Origin of the sequence: Aeromicrobium sp. (assembly GCF_014378035.1) — a bacterium.
GTDB lineage: Bacteria > Actinomycetota > Actinomycetes > Propionibacteriales > Nocardioidaceae > Aeromicrobium.
In genome coordinates, this window is record NZ_JACMOM010000004.1 from 1 (window position 1) to 22,240 (window position 22,240).

The 22,240-nt window shown below is 67.8% G+C and carries 18 protein-coding genes; 7 read left to right on the forward strand and 11 right to left on the reverse strand.

Annotation, left to right across the window (positions count from 1 at the left end):
• A partial coding sequence (locus H7290_RS00120) for a methylmalonyl-CoA mutase family protein (RefSeq protein WP_290511981.1) occupies positions 1–2,438 on the forward strand: 2,438 nt, incomplete at its 5' end.
• 68 nt (positions 2,439–2,506) lie between these two features.
• Here H7290_RS00120 and H7290_RS00125 read toward each other — a convergent pair.
• On the reverse strand, positions 2,507–3,340 hold the full coding sequence (locus H7290_RS00125; protein ID WP_290511997.1) for a pseudouridine synthase: 834 nt from the start codon (positions 3,338–3,340) through the stop codon (positions 2,507–2,509).
• 138 nt (positions 3,341–3,478) lie between these two features.
• Here H7290_RS00125 and H7290_RS00130 point away from each other — a divergent pair, with 138 nt between their 5' ends.
• The 3 genes from H7290_RS00130 (at position 3,479) to H7290_RS00140 (ending at position 5,380) form a co-directional block, all read left to right on the forward strand.
• Positions 3,479–3,982: a thioesterase family protein gene (locus H7290_RS00130; protein ID WP_290511982.1), complete on the forward strand. Its 504-nt coding sequence runs from the start codon at positions 3,479–3,481 to the stop codon at positions 3,980–3,982.
• Positions 3,983–4,086: 104 nt separating this feature from the next.
• Positions 4,087–4,587 carry a hypothetical protein gene (locus H7290_RS00135; protein ID WP_290511983.1) on the forward strand — a complete coding sequence of 167 codons (501 nt, stop codon included), beginning with the start codon at positions 4,087–4,089 and terminating at the stop codon, positions 4,585–4,587.
• Positions 4,588–4,603: 16 nt separating this feature from the next.
• Positions 4,604–5,380, forward strand: coding sequence for a helical backbone metal receptor (locus H7290_RS00140; RefSeq protein WP_290511984.1), 777 nt, complete (start codon positions 4,604–4,606; stop codon positions 5,378–5,380).
• A gap of 7 nt (positions 5,381–5,387) precedes the next feature.
• Here H7290_RS00140 and H7290_RS00145 read toward each other — a convergent pair whose 3' ends face one another.
• The 7 genes from H7290_RS00145 to H7290_RS00175 form a co-directional block, all read right to left on the reverse strand.
• Positions 5,388–6,842, reverse strand: coding sequence for an NAD(P)/FAD-dependent oxidoreductase (locus tag H7290_RS00145; RefSeq protein WP_290511985.1), 1,455 nt, complete (start codon positions 6,840–6,842; stop codon positions 5,388–5,390).
• A gap of 63 nt (positions 6,843–6,905) precedes the next feature.
• Entirely contained in the window at positions 6,906–7,937 is a 1,032-nt protein-coding gene (locus H7290_RS00150) for a hypothetical protein (RefSeq protein WP_290511986.1), read from the reverse strand.
• Positions 7,938–7,982: 45 nt separating this feature from the next.
• Positions 7,983–10,571, reverse strand: coding sequence for an ATP-dependent chaperone ClpB (gene clpB / locus H7290_RS00155; RefSeq protein ID WP_290511987.1), 2,589 nt, complete (start codon positions 10,569–10,571; stop codon positions 7,983–7,985).
• Positions 10,572–10,714: 143 nt separating this feature from the next.
• A complete protein-coding gene (locus H7290_RS00160; protein ID WP_290511988.1) occupies positions 10,715–12,295 on the reverse strand; it encodes a hypothetical protein in 1,581 nt (526 codons plus the stop codon).
• Entirely contained in the window at positions 12,292–13,164 is an 873-nt protein-coding gene (locus tag H7290_RS00165; protein ID WP_290511989.1) for an FAD:protein FMN transferase, read from the reverse strand. Before H7290_RS00165 ends, H7290_RS00160 begins: the two co-directional genes overlap by 4 nt.
• Complete coding sequence (locus tag H7290_RS00170; protein ID WP_290511990.1) at positions 13,151–13,606, reverse strand: hypothetical protein; 456 nt, start codon at positions 13,604–13,606, stop codon at positions 13,151–13,153. Before H7290_RS00170 ends, H7290_RS00165 begins: the two co-directional genes overlap by 14 nt.
• A gap of 103 nt (positions 13,607–13,709) precedes the next feature.
• Positions 13,710–15,110: an NAD(P)/FAD-dependent oxidoreductase gene (locus tag H7290_RS00175; protein ID WP_290511991.1), complete on the reverse strand. Its 1,401-nt coding sequence runs from the start codon at positions 15,108–15,110 to the stop codon at positions 13,710–13,712.
• Between the two features lie 248 nt (positions 15,111–15,358).
• On the opposite strand from H7290_RS00175, the gene H7290_RS00180 reads away from it, so the two are divergent.
• Complete coding sequence (locus H7290_RS00180) at positions 15,359–16,711, forward strand: FAD-dependent oxidoreductase (protein WP_290511992.1); 1,353 nt, start codon at positions 15,359–15,361, stop codon at positions 16,709–16,711.
• A gap of 67 nt (positions 16,712–16,778) precedes the next feature.
• On the opposite strand, the gene H7290_RS00185 is transcribed toward H7290_RS00180, so the two are convergent.
• Entirely contained in the window at positions 16,779–17,204 is a 426-nt protein-coding gene (locus H7290_RS00185) for a hypothetical protein (RefSeq protein WP_290511993.1), read from the reverse strand.
• 150 nt (positions 17,205–17,354) lie between these two features.
• Between H7290_RS00185 and H7290_RS00190 the strand changes: the two genes are divergently transcribed.
• Together H7290_RS00190 and H7290_RS00195 are read left to right on the forward strand one after the other, a co-directional pair.
• Positions 17,355–18,221 carry a 3-hydroxybutyryl-CoA dehydrogenase gene (locus H7290_RS00190; RefSeq protein WP_366927579.1) on the forward strand — a complete coding sequence of 289 codons (867 nt, stop codon included), beginning with the start codon at positions 17,355–17,357 and terminating at the stop codon, positions 18,219–18,221.
• A gap of 143 nt (positions 18,222–18,364) precedes the next feature.
• Entirely contained in the window at positions 18,365–19,903 is a 1,539-nt protein-coding gene (locus tag H7290_RS00195; RefSeq protein ID WP_290511994.1) for an AMP-binding protein, read from the forward strand.
• Positions 19,904–19,971: 68 nt separating this feature from the next.
• Here H7290_RS00195 and H7290_RS00200 read toward each other — a convergent pair whose 3' ends face one another.
• Together H7290_RS00200 and H7290_RS00205 are read right to left on the reverse strand one after the other, a co-directional pair.
• On the reverse strand, positions 19,972–21,048 hold the full coding sequence (locus H7290_RS00200) for an acyl-CoA desaturase (protein WP_290511995.1): 1,077 nt from the start codon (positions 21,046–21,048) through the stop codon (positions 19,972–19,974).
• 106 nt (positions 21,049–21,154) lie between these two features.
• Positions 21,155–22,240 (reverse strand): biotin/lipoyl-containing protein (locus H7290_RS00205; RefSeq protein WP_290511996.1); only part of this gene is annotated, 1,086 nt, incomplete at its 5' end.

Below are 22,240 nucleotides of genomic sequence, written 5' to 3' on the forward strand. Positions count from 1 at the left end.
CCCGCGGATCGCGCGAGCTGCCCGACGCCCTCGCCGACGCCACCACCGTGGTCAAGGCCGCGGGCTTCGACCTCGTCATCGTCGAGACGCCCGGCATCGGCCAGGGCGATGCCGCGATCGTGCCCTACGTCGACACGTCGATGTACGTCATGACGCCCGAGTTCGGCGCGGCGTCGCAGCTCGAGAAGATCGACATGCTCGACTTCGCTGACACCGTCGCGATCAACAAGTTCGAGCGCCGCGGCGCCAAGGACGCCATGCGCGACGTCGGTCGTCAGATGGTGCGCAACCGCGGAGCCTTCGGCAAGAAGCCTGAGGACATGCCGATCTTCGGCACCTCCGCCGCGACGTTCAACGACGACGGCGTGACGGCGCTTTACCAGCACCTGCGCGACACGCTGGGTGACCAGGGGCTGCCGGTCGGTGAGGGCATCCTGCCCCACGTCGACACCCGTCACTCCAGCGGCATCCGCCAGGTCGTGCCGTCTGATCGGGTGCGCTACCTCGCCGAGATCACCGAGACGATCCGCGGCTTCCATGCCGAGACCGACCGGCTCGCCGACGCCGCCGACCGCGCCCAACGCCTCGCGCTCGTGTCAGGCGAGCTTGCCGACGCGGGGCACGAGAGGTCGGGGGTCGATGAGCTTCTCGTCACGGCCCGCAAGGCGGTGCCCCACGAGATCGCCGACCAGATCGAGGGTTGGCCCGCCGTCGTCGAGTCGTACTCCGGCGACGAGATGATCACCCACAGCCGCGACCGCGAGATCCACACCGCCCTCACCAGGGAATCGCTCTCGGGCAGCAAGATTCCGCGTGTCTCGCTGCCGAAGTTCACCCACCACGGGCAGCTCGTCCGGTTCTGGCGCCGCGAGAACCTGCCGGGCTACTTCCCGTTCACCGCCGGCGTCTTCCCCTTCAAGCGTGACGGTGAGGACCCGGCCCGGATGTTCGCTGGTGAAGGCGACCCGTTCCGCACCAACCGACGCTTCAAGCTGCTGTCGGCCGACAACGACGCCACCCGGCTCTCGACGGCATTCGACTCGGTGACGCTGTACGGTCGCGACCCTGACCCCCGCCCCGACGTCTACGGCAAGGTCGGCACGTCAGGTGTCTCCGTCGCGACGCTCGACGACATGAAGGCGCTGTACGACGGGTTCGACCTCGTCTCGCCCACGACCTCGGTGTCGATGACGATCAACGGGCCCGCGCCCACCGTGCTGGCGTTCTTCCTCAACACCGTGATCGACCAGCAGGTCGACGTGTTCCGCGCCGAGCACGACCGCGAACCGTCCGCAGAGGAGCACGCAGACCTGCGGTCGTACGCGCTGCAGAATGTCCGCGGCACGGTGCAGGCCGACATCCTCAAGGAGGACCAGGGCCAGAACACGTGCCTGTTCTCGACCGAGTTCTCGCTGCGCATGATGGCCGACATCCAGGAGTGGTTCATCGAGCAGAAGGTGCGCAACTTCTACTCCGTCAGCATCTCGGGCTATCACATCGCCGAGGCCGGGGCCAACCCCATCAGCCAGCTCGCGTTCACGCTCTCCAACGGGTTCACGTACGTCGAGGCCTACCTCGCGCGCGGCATGGACATCGACGACTTCGCGCCCAACCTGTCGTTCTTCTTCTCCAACGGCATGGACCCGGAGTACTCCGTGCTCGGACGTGTGGCCCGCCGCATCTGGGCCGTCGCGATGAGGGAGAAGTACGGCGCCAACGAACGCACGCAGAAGATGAAGTACCACGTGCAGACGACCGGGCGATCGCTGCACGCACAGGAGATGGACTTCAACGACATCCGCACGACGCTGCAGGCGCTCATCGCCATCTACGACAACGCCAGCAGCCTGCACACCAACGCCTACGACGAGGCCGTCACGACACCGTCGGCGGAATCGGTTCGGCGCGCACTCGCGATACAGCTCATCATCAACCGCGAGTGGGGTCTCGCGATGAACGAGAACCCCACGCAAGGCGCGTTCATCACCGACGAGCTCACCGACCTCGTCGAGAACGCCGTCCTCGCCGAGTTCGACGCCATCAACGAGCGCGGCGGCGTGCTCGGTGCGATGGAGACCGGCTATCAGCGCGGACGCATCCAGGACGAGTCGATGCTCTACGAGCACCGCAAGCACGACGGCTCGCTGCCGATCATCGGCGTCAACACGTTCCGCAAGCCCGACGGCGACGAGGAGCCGCCCACTGTCGAGCTCGCACGTGCCACCGAGTCCGAGAAGGAGTCGCAGCTGTCACGTGTACATGCCTTCCAGGACACTCACAACGCCGAGGCCAACGCCGCGATCGAGATCCTTCGCACGGCAGCGGTCAACGGTGAGAACGTCTTCGCACCCCTGATGGAGGCCGCCCGCGTCTGCTCGCTTCAGCAGGTCACCGAGGCGTTCTTCGAGGTGGGTGGCCAGTACCGCAGGAACGTCTGACCCACCGCCCACCTCCGCGCTGGGAGTGACGCTCTTGATGCGACACTCCGTGCAAGACCACAAGAGCGTCACCCCCAGCGCGGGTGGGGATGCAGGGGTAGTTGGCGCACGCTCTCGAAGCGCTGCTCGCTGCCGTCGACGGGGTCGGTGAACGCGAGCTCGCTCGCCAGCAGCTGCAAGGGCCGCGAGAAGTCGTCGACCGGCACGTCAAGCACCTCGGGGTACAGCGGGTCGTCGACGATCGGGATACCGAGGCCCTGCAGGTGAACGCGCAGCTGGTGGGTCCGGCCGGTCCGCGGTGTGAGCCGGTAGACGGCCCGATCGCCATCCCTCGACTCGAGCTCCACGAGCGTCTCGGCGTTGACCGGGGCGCCCGGCACGACGGCTGCCTGCCACCGGCCGCGCTCCTTGCCCAGATGGTTGCGCACCGTGACGGGCAGCTCGAGGTCCGCGCGCCACGGCGCCACCGCCCGATAGGTCTTGCGCACGGTGCCGTTCTGGAACATCGACTGGTACGCACCACGCCAGCGCCGTTCGGTGCCGAGCATCAGCAGGCCGGACGTGATGCGGTCGAGACGGTGCAGAGCCGACAGCTCGGGCAGTCCGAGCTCGGCACGAAGCCGCACCACGACGCTCTGTCTGACGTGGCCACCACGCGGGATGGAAGAGAGGAACGCCGGCTTGTCGACCACGACGATGCGGTCGTCCTGGTGCACCACATGGATCTCGCCGGGCACCGCGACCTCGTCGACGAGGTCGCGGTGAAACCACACGAAGGTGTGCGGGGTGTACGGATGATCGTCACCCACGGCCGTGCCGGTGTCGTAGACAAACCGCTCGTCGGCCAACATCTGAGCAACGTCGACCCGCTCCGGCAGCCGATGACGCAGCCACGTGCCCATCGTGGGCCACGGGTCGGGGCGAGGCTTGCCACGATCGGGGGTGCGCAACCACGCAGCCCCGAGCCCGTGACGCTGGGGCAACGGGGAACGGGGAGGCACCCGTCGATGCTACGGCGGCACCGCTTGTATCGTCGACGCGTGAGTGACCTCCCTTCGTTCGAGAACATCCTGCAGATCCCCGCGACGTTCGACCAGCAGGTGGAGCCTGAGTTCATCGACGAGAACGGGCACATGAACATCGGCGACTACTTCCGCCTCGGGTCCTGGGCGATGTGGAAGAACACCCAGGCTGCCGGGGTGGACCGCGAGTACGTCGACGAGCTGCAGCTCACCTTGTTCACGGCGGAGCAGCACATCCGTTACTACAGCGAGCTGCGTCTCGGCGACCGGTTCACGGTGCACTCGCGCATCCTCGAACGTTCTGCACGCGTCGTGCACGGCATGTCGTTCATCGTCGACCAGGAGACCTCGTCGCTCGCGTGCACGTTGGAGGCCACGCTCGTCCACGTCAGCACCGCGACCCGCAGAACCGTCGACATCTCGGACGAGGTGGCGTCGGCACTCGACGTCATGATCGCCGAGAGCGATGCCCTCGGTTGGGCCGCGCCGGTGTGCGGCGCGATGGGCGTCCGCCGGCGCTGAACACGTGCGGTGAATGATCTCGGGCGAACCGGGTACGGCACTCGGGGGGCGAGGCGCAGGCGTGCCGACCGGCGCGTGACGTCCGTCCCGAGAGGAAGGTACTCATGTCCGACATCAAGTGGTGGGTATGGCTCATCATCGCCGTCGTCGTCGTCGCACTCGTGCTGGCTGCCGTGGCCGCTTCACGCAAGAGCGCTCAACGCAAGGAGGCGAAGCTGCTGGAGCACGAGCAGCACCAGCGGGAGAAGGCGGCCGCCATCAGGGACGACGCCCAGATGAATGCCGTCGACGTCAAGCGTCGCGAGGCCGATGCGCTCACTGCGCGGGCCGACGCTGAGGCGGCGCGGCTCGAGGCCGAGCGGCTCGAGCGCACCGCGCACGAGCACCATCAGGAAGCAGCGCAGACCCGCGACGCCGTCGACGACCGGATGGCTGAGGCCGATCGCATCGACCCCGACGTCCGTGTCGACGACGACGGCGCGCACAGGGTGGACAGTGAGCACAACGCCAACGGCGAGCACATTGCGGATCGTGAGCACAATGCAGACCGTGAGCACAGTGCCCCCGACGTCACAGGACACACGGACGCTTCGCGCGACCGCTGACGCCTAGGCTGTACGCATGACAGCTCGCGAGGGGGACGACCTCGGCCACCCGGTCAGCATCGACGGGCCCGCCGCCCGGGTCGTCTCCCTCGTGCCGTCGCTCACCGAGGCCATCGCCGCCACCCGGCGCGAGGCGCTGGTGGGCGCCACCGAGTGGTGCACGCACCCGGCCGACCTCGACGTCACTCGCATCCGCGGCACCAAGAACCCCGACCGCGCCGCGATCGCCGCTCTCGAGCCCGACCTGGTCCTTGCCAATCGCGAGGAGAACCGCGAGCTCGACATCCGCAGGCTCCGCGAGGCCGGCATCCAGGTCTGGGTCACGGTCATCGAGACCGTCGACGAGTCATTCGCATCGATGCGCCGCATGTTCACCGACGGCCTCTGCTGGGACGTCCCTGCATGGCTGCTCGAGGCCGAGCGCGTGTGGGCCGAGCCCGTCGCGTCGGCCGGACGACGCGTCGCAGTGCCGATCTGGCGCGACCCGTGGATGGTGGTCGGAGCCCGCACGTTCACCGGTGACGTCCTGGACCGACTGGGTCTGATCAACGCCTTCGGCGACGGTGAAGACCGGTACCCACACGTCGACCTGGCAGACATCGACCGCGACGACATCGACCTGATTCTTCTGCCCGACGAGCCCTACGTCTTCACGGCCGACGACGGCCCGGAGGCGTTCGGGCGGGCGCCGACGACGCTCGTGTCGGGCCGCTCACTGACGTGGTACGGCCCCTCGATGGTGTCAGCAAGGGCTGACCTGCAGAGGGCGCTTCAGCAGACCGGCACCACCTAGACAACCTCTACACCTGGTCGGCGGCAGCCTTCTCGGCGGCGGCCTTCTTCGCTGCCTCAGTGGCAACCGGAGCCTTCGCGGCCTCTTCGTGGCTCTGGGCAGCAAGCAGCCCGGCAGACTTGCGTGCCTCGGACCTCGAGACCGCCTTGCGCGGTGAACGTGCCTCGACAAGCAGGGGCTTGACCGAGGCCACGGGCGGCGTCTCACCGACGATGGCGTTGTGGCTGCCCCACACCAGGTACTTCGCCGTCAGGTTGATCATCGTGGCGAAACGGTTGCGGTTGCCCAGCAGCGTCGCGACGTGGGGCACCACCCAGATGATCCAGGCCGGGAAGCCGGTGAGACGGGGCAGGCCCTTGATCTCGGCGACGGCTGACGAACGACCGATCGTCGCCATCGTGCCCTTGTCCTTGTACTTGAAAACCTTGACCTTCGAGGTGTTGCCGGCCATGTCGGCCTTGATGAACTTGGCGACGTGCTTGCCACCCTGGATGGCAGGCTGCGCGAGCTGGGGCAGCGGCTCGTCGGGGCTGACCGAGACATCACCGATCGCGAACACGTTGTCCATGCCGAGCACCCGCAGGTGCTCGTCGGTCTCGATACGTCCCCCCCGGCCCTGCGGAACAGCCCAGTCCTGGACGACCGAGTGGGCGGTGATGCCACTGGCCCACACAACGATGCCAGCGGGGAGAAACTCCTCGACGCCATCGTGCTCGACGAGTACACCGTCGGCGCGAACCTCCTTGACGGCCGTGCCGAGGCGCAGGTCGACATGGCGCTTCTCGAGCGACCTCTTGGCGTAGTCGCGCAGCTTGGGGTGGAACGGGCCGAGCACGTGCGGCAACATCTCGATGAGCGCGATGTGCACCCGCTCCGGGTCGATCTCGGGATAGGTCACGGGCATGTCGTGGTTGCGGAGCTCGGCGAACGCGCCGGCGGTCTCGACGCCCGTGGCTCCGCCGCCGACCACCACGATGCGAAGGTCACGGTCCTGCCCGTTGATCGCGGCTTCCTCGAGAGCCGCGAACATCTTGTCGCGCACGGCCAGTGCCTGAGAACGGCGGTAGAGCGGCATGGCCAGCTCTTCTGCGCCCGGAATGCCGAAGTAGTTGGCTGTCACCCCGACCGCCACGATCAGGTAGTCGTAGCGGACGTCGACGCCACCCTCGAGGTGCAGCGTCTTGGCCTCGTGGTCCATCGACACGACAGTGCCCTTGAGGAACCGCACGTTGTTCTGCTTGGCGCGGATGGCGCGCAGGAACCAGGTGATGTCGCCGGGGTTGAGGCTCGCGGTTGCCACCTGGTAGAGCAGCGGCTGGAAGGTGTTGTACGTGTGGCGGTCGATCAGCGTCACGTCGACATCGGACCGCTTGAGCTTACGAACGGCCGCGATGCCGCCGAACCCGCCTCCCACGACAACGACATGGGGACGCTTGGCTGTAGACACTGTGCTTTCGGGCATGGGCCTTAGTTTATCGGTGATACGCCACACCGCTGAAATCAAAGAAGTGTGACCTCCATTGCCCTACGTCCTGACGAACCAGGCCACCGCTTCAGGTTTGCGGAGCTGGAAGATCGCGACGGCGCACGCCGCGGTCCAGGGCAGCCCCACGGGGAAGGCGACGAGCGAGACGACCATCGTGATCGACGACACCCACAGGAGCGCGGTCCGCCCGAACCGTCGGCCGGTGAGCGCCGCTAGGGAGGCGGCAAGACCCGCCACCGACAGCACCACGAATCCGATCGACATCGCCACCGACGCCGTGTAGAGGGTGCCGACGTCCATGCCGGAGTCGCGGATGAGGCCGGTGCCGATGCCGTCGTCGCGCATCATGCGCTCGTAGTCGCCGCCGACGATCGCGAATGCCACGAGCGCGATGGCACACATTCCGCCGACCATCGCCGACCCGATGAGGGCGGTCCAGGCGGCGATGCTGACGGACTGGGGAACGGAACGTTTCACGGCCGACTCTGCCGGAGGGTGCTCCAACGTCTGCACAGCGGAAGTGGAGGAGGTCTCAGTGTCGTGCGCAGGAGCGGGAGGCTCCGGCGACTTCGTGACCGCGAACGGGTCGGGTCGCGACGAAGACGACACGCTGGCGGCGGAGGCACCACCCGGATCTGCGAACCAGGCGCGCACGTCAGGCGTCCACAGCTGGTAGACGCAGACCGATGCGATGACCCCGACGAAGATGAACACGAACGCGCCGGCCACCGCACCCAGGATGCCGATCAGCGCGAGTATCACCGCGAACACGGTGAGGATGATGCGGCTGACGCGGTGCCCCATCGCGGTGTAGGCCGCGAAGACCACGCCACAGGCCGCGAACACCGCGAGTGCGGTGAGCAGGACTCGGTAGGTGGTGTTCGCATCGGCCTGGCTCATGCCGTCCTGCACGAACGTCTTGGTCTGGCTCTTGACGTTCGCCTGACCGTCGATGGTGTTCCACTGCGTGAGGATCGTGACGACCTGGATGCCGAGGATGAGGCAGATCATGCCGAGGTAGAGGCAGGCAGAAACCAGCATCCGGGGACGTGCGCGGCGTGCCTCAGTCATGCATCAATCTCACCACGCCACTACAAGCCACCCGGATGTGGGCTGTCACGCACGCATCACCGTGAGCTCGTCGGCCCCGGCAGCCCGATCGACCAGCACGGTGTCGCCGTCGCGCACGTCGCCACTGAGCAGCGAGCGCGCGAGCCGGTCGCCGATCGCCTGCTGCACGAGCCGCCGCAGTGGACGGGCGCCGTACGGGGGGTCCCAGCCGGTGAGCGCGAGCCACTCCCGCGCCGCCGCCGTGACGTCCAGCGTGATGCGTCGAGCCGAGAGCCGCTTGCCCAGCGAGGCGATCTGCAGGTCAACGATGCGTGCCAGCTCGGCCGTGCCGAGCGCGTCGAAGGTCACGATCTCGTCGAGCCGGTTGAGGAACTCGGGCTTGAACGACGCCTTCACGACCTCCATGACCGCTGCGTGCTTGGTGGCGTCGTCGAGCGCCGGGTCTGCCAGGAAAGTAGAACCGAGGTTGGACGTCAGGACCAGGATCACGTTGCGGAAGTCGACCGTGCGCCGCTGACCATCGGTGAGGCGGCCGTCGTCCAACACCTGCAGGAGGATGTCGAACACCTCGGGGTGCGCCTTCTCGACCTCGTCGAGCAGCACGACCGAGTAGGGCCGACGACGCACGGCCTCGGTCAGTTGACCACCCTCGTCGTAGCCGACGTACCCGGGGGGCGCTCCGACGAGTCGGCTCACGGAGTGCTTCTCGCTGTACTCGCTCATGTCGATGCGGATGATCGCCCGCTCGTCGTCGAACAGGAACTCCGCCAGAGTCTTGGCCAGCTCGGTCTTGCCGACGCCGGTCGGGCCGAGGAACAGGAACGAGCCCGTCGGACGGTCGGGGTCGGAGATGCCGGCACGCGAACGTCGTACGGCGTCGGACACGGCTGTGACGGCTTTCTTCTGGCCGATCAGACGTTGTCCGAGCTCGTCCTCCATGCGCAGCAGCTTGCCTGTCTCACCCTCCAGCAGGCGGCCGGTGGGGATGCCGGTCCACGCCGCGACCACCTCGGCGATGTCGTCAGCCCCGACCTCCTCGTGCACCATGGAGTCTTCCTCACGGTTGGCCTCGGCGGCCTGCGCCTCGGCGAGCTGTTGCTCCATGCCGGGGATCTCGGCGTACAGAAGGCGGCTGGCGGTGTCCATGTCGCCCTCGCGCTGCGCCTTCTCGGCAGCGCTGCGCACCTCGTCGATGCGCTCCTTGATCTCACCCACCGCGTTGAGCGACTGCTTCTCCCGCTCCCACCGGGTCTCGAGACCACGCAGGGCCTCCTGCTTGTCGGCCAGCTCGACACGCAGCTTGGAGAGCCGCTCACGACTCGCGTCGTCGGCCTCCTTGTCGAGGTGCATCTCTTCCATACGCAGGCGGTCGACGCCGCGACGCAGCTCGTCGATCTCGACGGGGCTCGAGTCGATCTCCATGCGCAGCCGGCTGCCGGCCTCGTCGATGAGATCGATGGCCTTGTCGGGCAGCTGGCGGCCGGGAATGTAGCGGTCGGACAACGTGGCCGCGGCGACCAGTGCCGCGTCGGTGTACGAGATGCGGTGGTGCGCCTCGTAGCGCGACTTGAGACCACGCAGGATCGCGATGGTGTCCTCGGGGGTCGGTTCACCGACGAACACCTGCTGGAACCGGCGCTCGAGCGCCGGATCCTTCTCGATGCGCTCGCGGTACTCATCGAGCGTCGTCGCACCGATCATGCGCAGCTCGCCGCGCGCCAGCATCGGCTTCAGCATGTTGCCGGCGTCCATCGCGCTGTCGCCACCGGCGCCCGCTCCGACGACGGTGTGCAGCTCGTCGATGAAGGTGATGACCTGACCCTCGGACTCCTTGATCTCGGTGAGGACGGCCTTGAGACGCTCCTCGAACTCCCCGCGATACTTCGCCCCCGCGACCATCGCTGCGAGGTCAAGTGAGATGAGACGGCGACCCCGCAGCGACTCGGGGACGTCTCCGGCGACGATGCGCTGGGCGAGGCCCTCAACCACGGCGGTCTTGCCGACGCCCGGCTCGCCGATCAGCACAGGGTTGTTCTTCGTGCGCCGCGACAGCACCTGGATGACGCGGCGGATCTCGCTGTCGCGACCGATCACGGGGTCGAGCTTGCCGTCGCGGGCGACCGACGTGAGATCGACGCCGTACTTCTCCAACGACTGGTAGGTGTCCTCGGCGTCCTTGCTCGTGACGCGGGCGGTGCCACGCACGGCGGAGAAGGCCGACGTCAGCGACTCGGCACTCGCGCCTGCGCCATCGAGGACGGTACGGGCCGACGACTCGACCGTGGCAATGCCGACCACGAGGTGCTCGGTCGAGACAAAGTCGTCACCGAGCTGATCGGCGAGGTCCTGCGCGCGCTGCAGCACCTCGTGGCTCGATCGGCTGAAACCGGGGTTCTGCACGCTGGCCCCGCTCGCCGAGGGCAGGGAGTCGAGCGCCGCCTTGAGCCCCGCGCGAATGGCCTCGGGGTCGACTCCGGGCGCCTGGATGAGGGGGCCAGCGGTGCCACCCTCCTGCGCGAGCATGGCGACGAGAAGGTGGGCCGGCTCGACGGAGGGGTTGCCGGCCGCCGCGGCCGCCGAGAGCGAGCCCGCGATTGCCTGCTGGCTGCGCGTCGTGAACTTCGCAAGGTCCATGTGCCGGTCTCCTGGTGCGTGGTGATGTCACTGGTTGCAACACCTGATGCCTTGGGTCCATTTCTATCAAGGGTGCGATTGCCACCACAGGGTCCTTCGACCCCGCTCGAGGGCCAGCCGCCCCCGGCCGCAGCGCCGGGAGGTCAGTAGCCGGTGAAGTAGTCAGTCCTGATGCCGTCGCAGCGCTTCGCCAAGCCTGCGCGTACCGCGTTGACCATGGCGGGCGGACCCGAGATGTATGCGCGCCGCGAGGCAAGGTCGGGCACGACGTCGGCGATCAGCTCTGCCGACAGGAATGGCGCCTTCACGAACGTCCAGCCGTGAGGAAGGATGTCCGGGCGGGCAGGGCCGACGAGCACGACGGCCGCGCGGGCCAGCTCCGCGTCAAAAGGCATCTCTTCGGGCGATGACACGCCATAGACCAGCACGGCATCGCGCGCCGACTCGTGCCGCAGCTGGCTCAGGAACGGGGTGATGCCGATGCCGCCGGCCACCAGCAGAAGCGGTGACGAGGTGTCGGACGGCCACAGGAAATCTCCGCCCACACCGCTGCCGTGAATCAGGTCGCCCGGCTCGAGCGCGAGCAGAGCGCGCTTGAAGGTCGACGGCTTCTCCGGCACGCGCAACGTGATGGTCACCCGGCCGCCGCCGGAGGGCGGCGAGCTGATGCTGAACGTCCGGCGGGTCCCCCGGCTGTCGACGCCGGGGTGGGGAACTGTCAGCTCGACGTACTGGCCGGGCCTGAAGATCATCGGCGTGAGGGCACGGAAGGTCAGCTCGTGGGTCTCGGGGGTGAGCCGGCAGATGCCCTCGAGCTCGAACGAGAGACCGCGCCGGCGGGCAAAGCCGAACGCCACGAGGTTGCCAACAAGAAGCGCGAGCTCCTGCGTGACGCCGATGCCCCCGACCGAGACCGGTGCGGTGTCGAAGACAGAGATCCAGGTCGGGTAGGAGATCAGCACAGACACGACCGCCGCGACCAGAAGCTGCTGCCAGCGTCGGGGCGGTTGCGTCAGCGGCTCGCTGAGCATGAACCCGGCGATGAAGACGACCGCGTACGAGTTGGCCGTGGTCTGCAACGCATCGCCGTACCCGGCCCCGAACCCGGCTGCCAACCCCCAGATCGTCAGGCCGCCCGCCAGCACGATGAACAACAGACCGAGGTCGAGGCGTCGTGTGCGCCACAGGACGAGGAACGCACCGACTGCGACGAACGGGAGCAGCTTCTCTGAGGCCACCCACCACGTGGGCGCGATCGCCTCGGAGCCGACCAGCTTCTGCACCACGACCACCAAAAACGTGCCCGACGCGGTGGGGTTGAACAGATGCCTGCCGCGCCAGGCGAGCAGGTACTTCGAGAGGTTGGCGAGCACGGCCGCACCAGCGAGCCAGACGAGACTCGCAAAGGCCGTCGACGGCCAGAAGATGAAGAACAGCAGCAGTGCGGTGATGATCGACGACTCGGTGTGCGGCCTGACCCGCCAGATGAGTCCGAAGAGCCGGCTGCTGGCGTAGGACGCGACGAGCAGCACCGCGACAGTGAGCAGCTCGGCGGCGACCGTGAACGGCGTCGTGAAGGTCCCGGCGGCGGTGAACGCCACCATCACCACCACGAGGGCGGCGAGCACGAGGGTGACGAGGCGGTACATCGTCACCCGGCCGAGCATCCCGTCGAGCAGGTCGCGCGGGCTCGGCATGGTCCTGCGGCTCAGGGATGTCCTCATGCGAACACCTCTCCGGGCAGCCGCGGCGACCACTCGACCCGTCCGTCGGCGTGCATACGGACGAACTCGTGGTCGAAGCGTGACATGAGCCGGCCCGGATCGACCAGGAACAGCGCCGTCGCCAGCCCGTCGGCGAGCAGGCAGGAGTCGGCGACGACCCAGGTGGCCACGATGTCGCGGGTGGGCCGCCCCGTACGCCCGTCGAGCACATGGTGCAGGCCGTCACCCCAGGCACGACGGTTCGAGGCCGACGCGCACAACGCCATGCCGTCGGCGAGCTCGACGACCCCGATCGCGCGGCCGGCGTCGTGCGGGTGCTCGAGGGCCACCCGCAACGGATCGTCGCCGCGGTGCAGGAGGTCTCCGCTGGCATCGATCGACCAGCGCGGCACGTCGTGCCCGGTCAGCACCGCGCCGACGAGGTCGACGAGGCACCCCTTGCCGGCGGCGCCGACGTCAAGCAGCACCGGCTCATGCGCGACGAAGTCGGGATAGGTCCAGTCGAACGACTCCCAGCTCTGCACCGGCGCCGGGTCAGCCACTTCGGTGAGCGAGTAGCCCGCGCCGTAGCCGAGGTCGGCGAGCGTCCGCCCGACGAGTGGCGTCACGGCCCCGTCGCTGAGAGCATGCAGCTCGACGTAGAGATCGAGCAGTGCGCGCGACTCGTCGCCGAAGACCCACGCCCCACCACGGTCGGCGATCTGCGAGACGACGGAGTCGGACCGAAACCTCGACCAGACAGCGTCGAAGCCCTCGATGCACGCCGTGACGGCCCCCTTGGTCTCCGGGTCCAGCGGATTGGCGGTGTCGATCTGCCACCCGGTGCCGATGGCCTCGAACTGCCACTCGCGCATGTCAGGCGGCGGCATCGGCCTTGATGTCGTCGATCGCCTTGTTGAAGCCCTCGCTGGTCAGCGAGGAGCCGGCCACCTTCGACGCCTTGACCTCAGCGAGGCTCTTGCCGATGACCTCAGAGCCGATGCCGCCAGCAAACTGCGTCTGGTACCCGTTCGAGGTGCCGTTCGTCGCCTCGGGCGTCACCTTCAGCGCAGTGACCTTGTTGGCCTTGACGGTGAGGGCCACCTTGACCTTGGAGGTACCGGCTGGGTTCGGGTAGCTGCCTTCGCTCTCGTAGTCGCCGTCCTTGAAGTCGGCGGCGGTCGTGGCGCTGCCCGGCGTGGCGTCGGCGGCCGATGATCCCGAAGACGACCCGACGGAGCTGTCACTCGCCCCACCGCAGGCCGCCGTCAACAGCAGGACGGACGCAGCGGCCGCGACCGAGAGCATCTTCTTGTGAGCGGGGAGGTTCATGGTGTCGGGATCCTGACCTTGGCGGATGGATGAAGGTTCAAACCGTGGACCCTCATGGGGTAGAACGAGCCCTTGACGAGCCCGGTTCCCCCACCTGCCCGGCTCACAGGTCGGCCACGGCCTGGGTGGCGGCGTTGAACCCGCCCATTCCGTGCACCCCGCCCCCCGGGGGTGTCGACGCCGAGCACAGGTAGAGCCCCTTGGCTCCGAGCGAGTAGGGGTTGGGGCTGATGCGCGGCCTGAAGACCGTCTGCATCGGGGTGAGGGCGCCGCCGGTGATGTCGCCACCGAGGTAGTTGGCGTTGTGCGCCTCGAGATCGCTCGGCCTGCGCACTGCGGTGCCGACGATTCGCTCCCGGAAGCCCGGCGCGAACCGCTCGATCTGCGCGATGAGGGTGCCGGTGGCGTCGCCGTCGTAGCCGTGGGGCACATGTGCGTAGGCCCAGACGGGGTGCACGCTGCCGACCGAGCGCGACGGGTCGGCGAGGTACTGCTGACACACCAGCACAAACGGGTTGGACGGCATGCGCCCCGCCACGACCTCCGTCTCGGACGCCGTCACCTCCTCGAGGGTTCCGCCGACGTGCACCGTGCCGGCTCGGCGGGCGTGCTCGTTGAGCCACGGCACGCCACCGTCGACGGCGAAGTCGACCTTGTACGCGCCCGGGCCGCGCTTCCAGCGCCGCAGTGGCCTGACGACGCGCGCCGGCAGCCTGCCCCCGGCGATCGCGAGCACCTGGTCGGGCGAGGTGTCGAACATGACGATGTCGGCAAGCGGCAGGTCGGTGACCCGGTGACCGGTCTCGATCGCGCCGCCGAGCTCGACGATCTCGGCGGCCAGGGCGTGGGCGATCGCCGACGACCCGCCCTTGGCGACGGGCCACCCGTACGAATGCCCGAACGCACCGAACATCATGCCGAGCGCGCCCGTGGTCGGACGGTTCAGCGGCTGCATGGCATGTGCAGCCATGCCGGCGAACAGCGCTCGGGCCTCCTCGTTGCTCCAGCGACGAGCGACCCAGGAGGCCGGCTGCATGGCGCGGGTACCGAACGTCGCGAGCCGGACCGGGTGACGTGGGACGTGAAGGATCGGCTTGAACAGCTCGGCCGTGAGGTCGTCGATGTGCTCGACGAGCGGAGCGTAGAGGCGTCGCCACGGGTCGCCATCGGCTGCCAGCCCCGCGGCAGTGCGGTCAAGATCGCGAAAGAGCACACCTGCCCGCCCCCCGTCGAGCGGGTGCGCGGCCTCGACCTCGGTCCAGAGCCACTCGAGCCCGTGCCTTCCGAGGTCGAGCGAGCGGAAGAAAGGCGACGCCGCGCCGGTCGGATGGGCCGCAGAGCAGATGTCGTGGATCAGGCCCGGCACCGTCAGCTCGGCCGAGCGGGTGCCGCCACCGATCTCGTCCTCGGCCTCCAGGATCGTGACCTCGACACCGGCCTTGGCGAGGACGACGGCCGCGGCCAGCCCGTTGGGTCCGGATCCGACGACGACAGCAGAGGTCATGACGTCAGGCTAGTGGCGCATCGGCATCCGCGCCGCGGACGCGGAGTGGCAGGTCGCTCTGCCGCGGCTGCCGACTGATCAACTCGACTCGTGGTCGGCGGCGGCACCATCAGAGGCAGCAGCCAAGAGCGTCGCTGTGAGCCACGCCACACCGACCTCGATCGCATCGCGAGACGGGTCGCGCGCCTTGTCACAGCGCTTTAAACTCGGGGCAGAGGCAATGAGATCCCTTCCCCCAGGAGTAGCGAATGAGCAGGCAACTGCGTGTCGCCGTCATCGGTGCTGGACCTGCGGGTATCTATGCCGCAGACATCCTCACCAAGTCCGACGTCGACGTGACGATCGACATCCTCGATCGCGACCCCACACCGTTCGGCCTGATCCGCTACGGCGTCGCACCGGACCACCCACGCATCAAGGAGATCATCAAGGCCCTCAAGCGGGTGCTTTCCAACGATGACATCCGGTTCTTTGGCAACGTCAACTACGGTGCTGACCTCAAGCTCGACCACCTCCAGCAGTTCTACGACGCCGTCATCTTCGCCACCGGCGCGCGCGGCGACCGTGATCTGCAGATTCCCGGCATCGACCTGCGGGGCTCGTTCGGCGCCGCCGACTTCGTGTCCTGGTACGACGGCCACCCCGATGCCCCGCGCGACTGGCCGTTCGACCCCCGCGCCGAGTCCGTCGCCGTCCTCGGGGTCGGCAACGTCGGCCTCGACGTCGCGCGCATGCTCGCCAAGACGGCCGACGAGCAGCTCGTCACCGAGATCCCCGACAACGTGCACGCCGGACTCAAGACCAATGCCGCCAAGGACATCCACGTCTTTGCCCGGCGCGGCCCGGCCCAGGTGAAGTTCACCCCGATGGAGCTTCGCGAGCTGTCGCACTCCCCGAACGTCGACGTCATCGTGCATCCCGAGGGCTTCGAGCTCGACGAGGGCTCGATGGATCTCATCCGCGCCTCGAAGTCGGTCAAGCTCGTCGTCGACGTGCTGCAGAACTACCTGGCCAAGGAGCCGACCGGCGCCGAGCACCGCATCCACATCCACTTCTGCCAGAACCCTGTCGAGGTCCTCGGCGAGGGCGGACGGGTCGTGGGGTTGCGTACCGAGGTCACCGAGCTCGACGGCACCGGCAACGTCCGCGGCACCGGCGAGCACGTCGACTGGCCCGTGCAGGCCGTCTATCGGGCGGTGGGCTACCGCTCTGACAACCTCGCCGGCATCCCGTTCGACGACACCCTCGCCATCGTGCCCAACGACGGGGGACGCGTCATCGACATCGACGGCCTGCCCCTGCCCGGCGCCTACGTCACCGGGTGGATCAAGCGCGGGCCGGTCGGCCTGATCGGCCACACCAAGTCAGATGCCGCCCAGACCATCGACCTGCTGCTCGCGGACGTCGACGGCCTCGTCGCCCCAGAACAGCCGGCGCGTGAGGCCGTCGACCGCTACCTCGACGGGCGCGGGATCGAGTTCACGACCTGGGAGGGCTGGGAGACGCTCGACCAGCACGAGCTGGCCCTCGGCGAGACCGCCGGCCGCACCCGCATCAAGGTCGTGCCGCGCGAAGACATGGTCCGCATCGCGCGCGACTGAGCCAGCAGAGCGGTCGGTCGTGCAGGATGCGCGAGGGTTGGTGCATCGGCTCGACAGCGCGCGGCACCTACTTGGTCACGAGAACCTGGACGTAGCACCGCCCGCCGTCCTTGGGCGCGGGCACCGCGCCCATCATGAACGTGACCGAGTCGCCCCCCGCGACGTCGGAGACCTGCTTGGTACTGGCCTCTTCTGCCCCTCCGGTTGCTTGGCCGACGTAGACGGTGACCTGGAAGGTCACCTTGTTCTTGCTGTCGTTGGACAGGTGGCCCGAGGCGGTCCACCGACCCTTCGAGCCCTTGACGCACCGGAACCGCGACAACGCCTCCGGCGTGGAGACTCCGGTCGGAGACTGAAGGGGCGATGTCGCACCGGGCGCGCCGGCGGTCGAGGGGTTCTGCGTCGAGTCCGTAGATGTAGCCGCCTTCTCCGACGACCCGCCGCAGCCGGCGAGCACCAGAAGCAGGGCCATCGCCGACGCCAATACACGCATGGCGCCATCCCACCACGGGACCTCGTCACCCGGATGGAGGCGCGCACTCCCCCGTCGGCACCTCCAGACCATCCCTCGCGAACATGAGGGGCCCTCATGTTGACCACGGTCAGCACAGTAGTATGACGTCCTATTACTCTGAGGAGAAGCATGAGCCGGATCGAACATGTGGGTGTCATCGGTGGTGGCCTGATGGGCTCGGGCATCACCGAGGTAGCCGCTCGTGCGGGGCTCGACGTCGTGGTCGTAGAAATCTCGCCCGAGGCGGTCAAGGCCGCCGGTGAGCGCGTCGAAGGATCACTGCACCGGGCCGAGTCGCGTGGCAAGATCGACGCCGCTGAGGTCGCCGCGGTGCTCGACCGCATCACCTTCACCGACGACCTCGAGGCCCTCGCCGACCGCGACCTCGTCGTCGAGGCCGCGTCCGAGGACGAGAAGACGAAGCTCGAGCTGTTCCGCCGAGTCGGCCGGATCCTGACCAAGGACGACGCGATCCTCGCGTCCAACACGTCCTCGATCCCCATCGTCAAGCTCGGCGCCGTGTCGGGGCGGGCGCACCACGTCATGGGCGTCCACTTCTTCAATCCGGCTCCCGTCATGCAGCTCGTCGAGCTCATCCCCTCGCTGACCACTTCTCCTGAGACCCTCGACCGCATGCGTGCCTGGGTCACCGACACGCTCGGCAAGAAGCCCATCGACGCCACCGACCGAGCCGGGTTCGTCGTCAACTCCCTGCTCGTCCCATACCTGCTGTCGGCGATCCGCATGTTCGAAGCTGGCTACGCGTCCGCCGACGACATCGACCGCGGCATGGTCCTGGGCTGCGGGCACCCCATGGGACCGCTCGCCCTCAGCGACCTCATCGGCCTCGACACCATCAAGGCCATCGGCCAGTCGATGTACGAGGAGTTCAAGGAACCGCTCTACTCTCCGCCGCCGCTCCTCGGTCGCATGGTCGACGCCGGGCTGCTCGGCAAGAAGTCCGGCCAGGGCTTCTACGGCTACGACAAGGCCTAGCCTCGATCGGTCGGGACGATGTTGCCCGAGGGGTTCTCGTAGCCTCATGACAGCGCAACACCCCCCACCCCGGATGTCCTCGGTGACTCGACACCGGACGACAGGGTAAGAATGACGTGATTCACGTACACACCGGAGGCACCATGTTCTTTCCTCTCACCGTCAATGACTTCCTCGACCGCGCCGTCACCGTCTACCCCGATCGCGTCGCCGTCGTCGACGAGCCGGTCCAGCCGGCGGAGTCGTGGGGAGAGATCACCTACGCCGAGATTGGTCGCCGGGCGAAGGCGCAGGCCGCCAACCTCGACGCCATGGGCGTGCCCGTCGGTGGGCGGGTCGCGATCGTCTCGCAGAACTCTGCGCGGCTGCTGACGTCGTTCTTCGGCGTCTCGGGATGGGGCCGGGTGCTCGTACCGGTCAACTTCCGGCTCGCCGTCGCCGAGATCCGCTACATCATCGAGCACTCAGGCGCCGAGGTGCTGATGGTCGATCCGGACCTTCGCCACCTGGTCGACGAGATCGACTGCGAGCGCATCTTCGTCCTCGGCGAGGATGACGACAAGATCTGGGGGCGCGGCACGGGAGCCGCCCCGCGGCCGTGGGAGGGCGACGAGAGTGCGACCGCCACCATCAACTACACCTCCGGCACCACGGCACGTCCCAAGGGCGTCCAGTTGACGCATCGCAACCTGTGGCTCAACGCGACGACGTTCGGGCTGCACGCCACCATGACCGACCGCGACGTCTACCTCCACACCCTGCCGATGTTCCACGCCAACGGGTGGGGGTGGCCCTTCACGGTCACGGGCATGGGCGGGCGCCACATCGTGATCCGACAGATCGACGGCAGCGAGATCCTCAGGCGCGTCGAGAAGCACGGCGTCACCGTGATGTGCGCCGCTCCGGCCGTCGTCACCGCGGTGCTCGACGGCGCCAAGACGTGGGAGGGCGAGATCCCCGGCCGTGACAAGGTCCGCATCATCGTCGCCGGCGCCCCGCCACCGACCCGCACCATCGAGAGGGTGCGCGACGAGCTCGGCTGGGAGTTCATCCAGATCTACGGCCTCACCGAGACGTCGCCGCTGCTGACCATGTCGCGGATGCGCGAGGAGTGGGACGATCTTGACTCCACCGAGCAGGCACGACGGCTCGGACGTGCAGGCGCGCCCACGATCGGCGTCCGCATGATGATCGACGACCTTGGCGAGGTGCTGGCGCAGTCCAACCACAATCTCGCTTCCTACTGGCAGAACCCCGAGGCCACCGCCGACGCGCAGTCCGGCAACTGGTTCCACACCGGCGACGGCGGCACCTTCGAGGATGGCTACATCACCATTGCGGACCGCAAGAAGGACGTCATCATCACCGGCGGCGAGAATGTCTCCTCGATCGAGGTCGAAGATGCGCTGGCGTCGCACCCCGCCGTTCGCGAGGTGGCCGTCATCGGCATCCCCGACGAGAAGTGGGGAGAGCTCATCACCGCCCTCGTGGTGCTCGACCCCGATGAGGACCCGGTAGACGGCCCCGGCCTCATCGCCCACTGCCGAGAACACCTCGCGGGCTACAAGTGCCCCAAGAAGATCGAGTTCCGCGACGAGCTGGCGCGCACCGCGACCGGCAAGCTGCAGAAGTTCAAGCTCCGACAGCCCTTTTGGGAGGGCCGCGAGAAGCAGATCAACTGATCGGCCTTCCCGCTGCGAGGACAGGTCGTCAACTGCCAGCGTGACGGCCTGTTCGGCTGGTGGTGGGGCTAGCCCCGGAGCTGGGCAGCCAGCGGGCAGTCGAATGGGTCGCGGGCGCGCAGGCCGACATTGTTGAGGTAGTCGACCACGATGGCGTAGGAGTGGAAGAGCCCGACCTCCATGTAGTCGACACCCTCGCGCTCGCAGTACGAGCGCACGATGGGACGTGCCTTCTTGAGGTTGCAGCGCGGCATGCTCGGGAACAGGTGGTGCTCGATCTGGTAGTTGAGTCCGCCCATCGCCCAGTCGGTGAGGGGGTTGCCCCGGACGTTGCGCGACACCATGACCTGGCGACGCAGGAAGTCGAGCTTCATGTCGGGCGGGACGATCGGCATGCCTTTGTGGGCCGGCGCGAACGAGGCTCCGAGGCAGAAGCCGAAGACGGCCATCTGGATCGCGAAGAACGCGACTGCCTTGCCGAGCGGCAGGAACAGCAGCAGGATCGCGACGAAGCTCGTCAGTCGGGCGACGACGAGAAACAGCTCGACCCGCCGCCACGGCTGCGCTGACTCCTTGTCACGCGCGGCGCGGATGCTCTCGGCGTGCAGGTTGAGCCCCTCGAGGGTCAGCAGCGGGAAGAACAGCCAACCCTGGCGCTTGACGAACCACCCCGCGAACCCTTCGGTGCGTTGGGCGACGATGCCGGGGGTGAACGCGATGGCTCCGGGGCCGATGTCGGGGTCGTAACCCTCGACGTTCGGGCCCTTGTGGTGCATGTTGTGCTTGCCGCGCCACCACGCGAAGCTCAGCCCGGCGAACGCGCCGGCAAGAACTCGGGCAGTCCAGGAGTTCCACTTCGCCGACTTGAACATCTGCCGGTGGGCGGCGTCGTGCCCGAGGAAGCCAAACTGCGTGACGATGATGCCAAGGGCGGCAGCGAGGATGAGCTGGAACCACGAGTTGCCCAGCAGGAAGAAGCCAGCCCAGATGGCGAAGAACGCTGCCACGTGGACGCCGATCTGCATCCAGTAGTAGACCTGCTCGCGCTCAAGGAGACCTTGGCCACGAACGTCCTTCAACAGCTCACTGAAGAGGCTGACATAGCGTTCGTTGGGAGAGGCGTCGACTCGGGCTTCCTGGGTCATCTACTGGCCTTTCGACTGCGGGGAGCGAAAAGTAGCCGCAACCACTTCCCGGTGCGGCCGTGTCTTCATCATGACACGACGAGGTGGACGCGGACACCTGAGAGAGTCATCTGAGCTCGAGCAGCAGGTCGCCGCCCTCGGCCTGTCGGGTCTCGCTGATGACAAGACGCGCGACGGTGCCGCCGTGGGGTGAGGTGATGGAGGCTTCCATCTTCATCGCCTCGATCGTGGCGACGGTCTGGCCGGCCTCGACCGTGTCGCCTTCGGCGACGGTGGCGTGGACGACCCCGGCGAAGGGCACGGCGACGTGCTGGCGGTTGGCGGTGTCGGCCTTCTCCGCAGCGGCGACCTTGGAGTCAACCGAGCGATCGCGCACCTCGGTGGGGCGCAGCTGTCCGTTGATCGTGCCCAACACGTTGCGCATGCCACGCTCGTCGGCGTCGCCGATGGCCTCGATGCCGAAGAGCAGGAGGTTGCCCTCCTCGAGCTCGACCTCCGTCTCGGCATCGTTGCGCAGCCCGTAGAGGAAGGCGCCCGTGGGGACGCACGACAGGTCGCCGTACTCGACGTAGGCCTTGTCGAAGTCGTCGCTCGGGCCGGGGAACAGCAACCGGTTGAGGGTGTGCCGCCGGTCGGACACCAGCCCTTCCTTCTCATGGTCGGTGAGCTCGGTGATCTTGGGCTTGCTGGTACGACCCTGCAGCGCCTTGGTGCGGAACGGCTCGGGCCAGCCACCGGGTGGGTCGCCGAGCTCGCCGGACAGGAAACCGATGACCGACTCAGGGATGTCGAATGCGGCCGGGTCGTCGGCGAACGCCGTGGGGTCTGCGCCGACGGCGACGAGGTGCAGCGCGAGGTCGCCGACGACCTTGGACGAGGGGGTGACCTTGACGATGTCGCCGAGGATGTCGTTGGCCGCGGCGTACATGTCCTCGATCTGCTCGAACTTCTCGCCCAGCCCCAGCGCGATGGCCTGCTGCCGCAGGTTCGACAGCTGACCGCCGGGGATTTCGTGACGGTAGACCCGACCCGTGGGCGCGGGCAGGCCCGACTCGAATGGCGCATACAACCGGCGCGTGGCCTCCCAGTACGGCTCGAGCGCGTTGACGGCGTCGATGTCCAGACCCGTCGGGCGCTCGGAGTGGTTGGTCGCCGCGACGAGAGCCGACATCGGCGGCTGCGACGTGGTGCC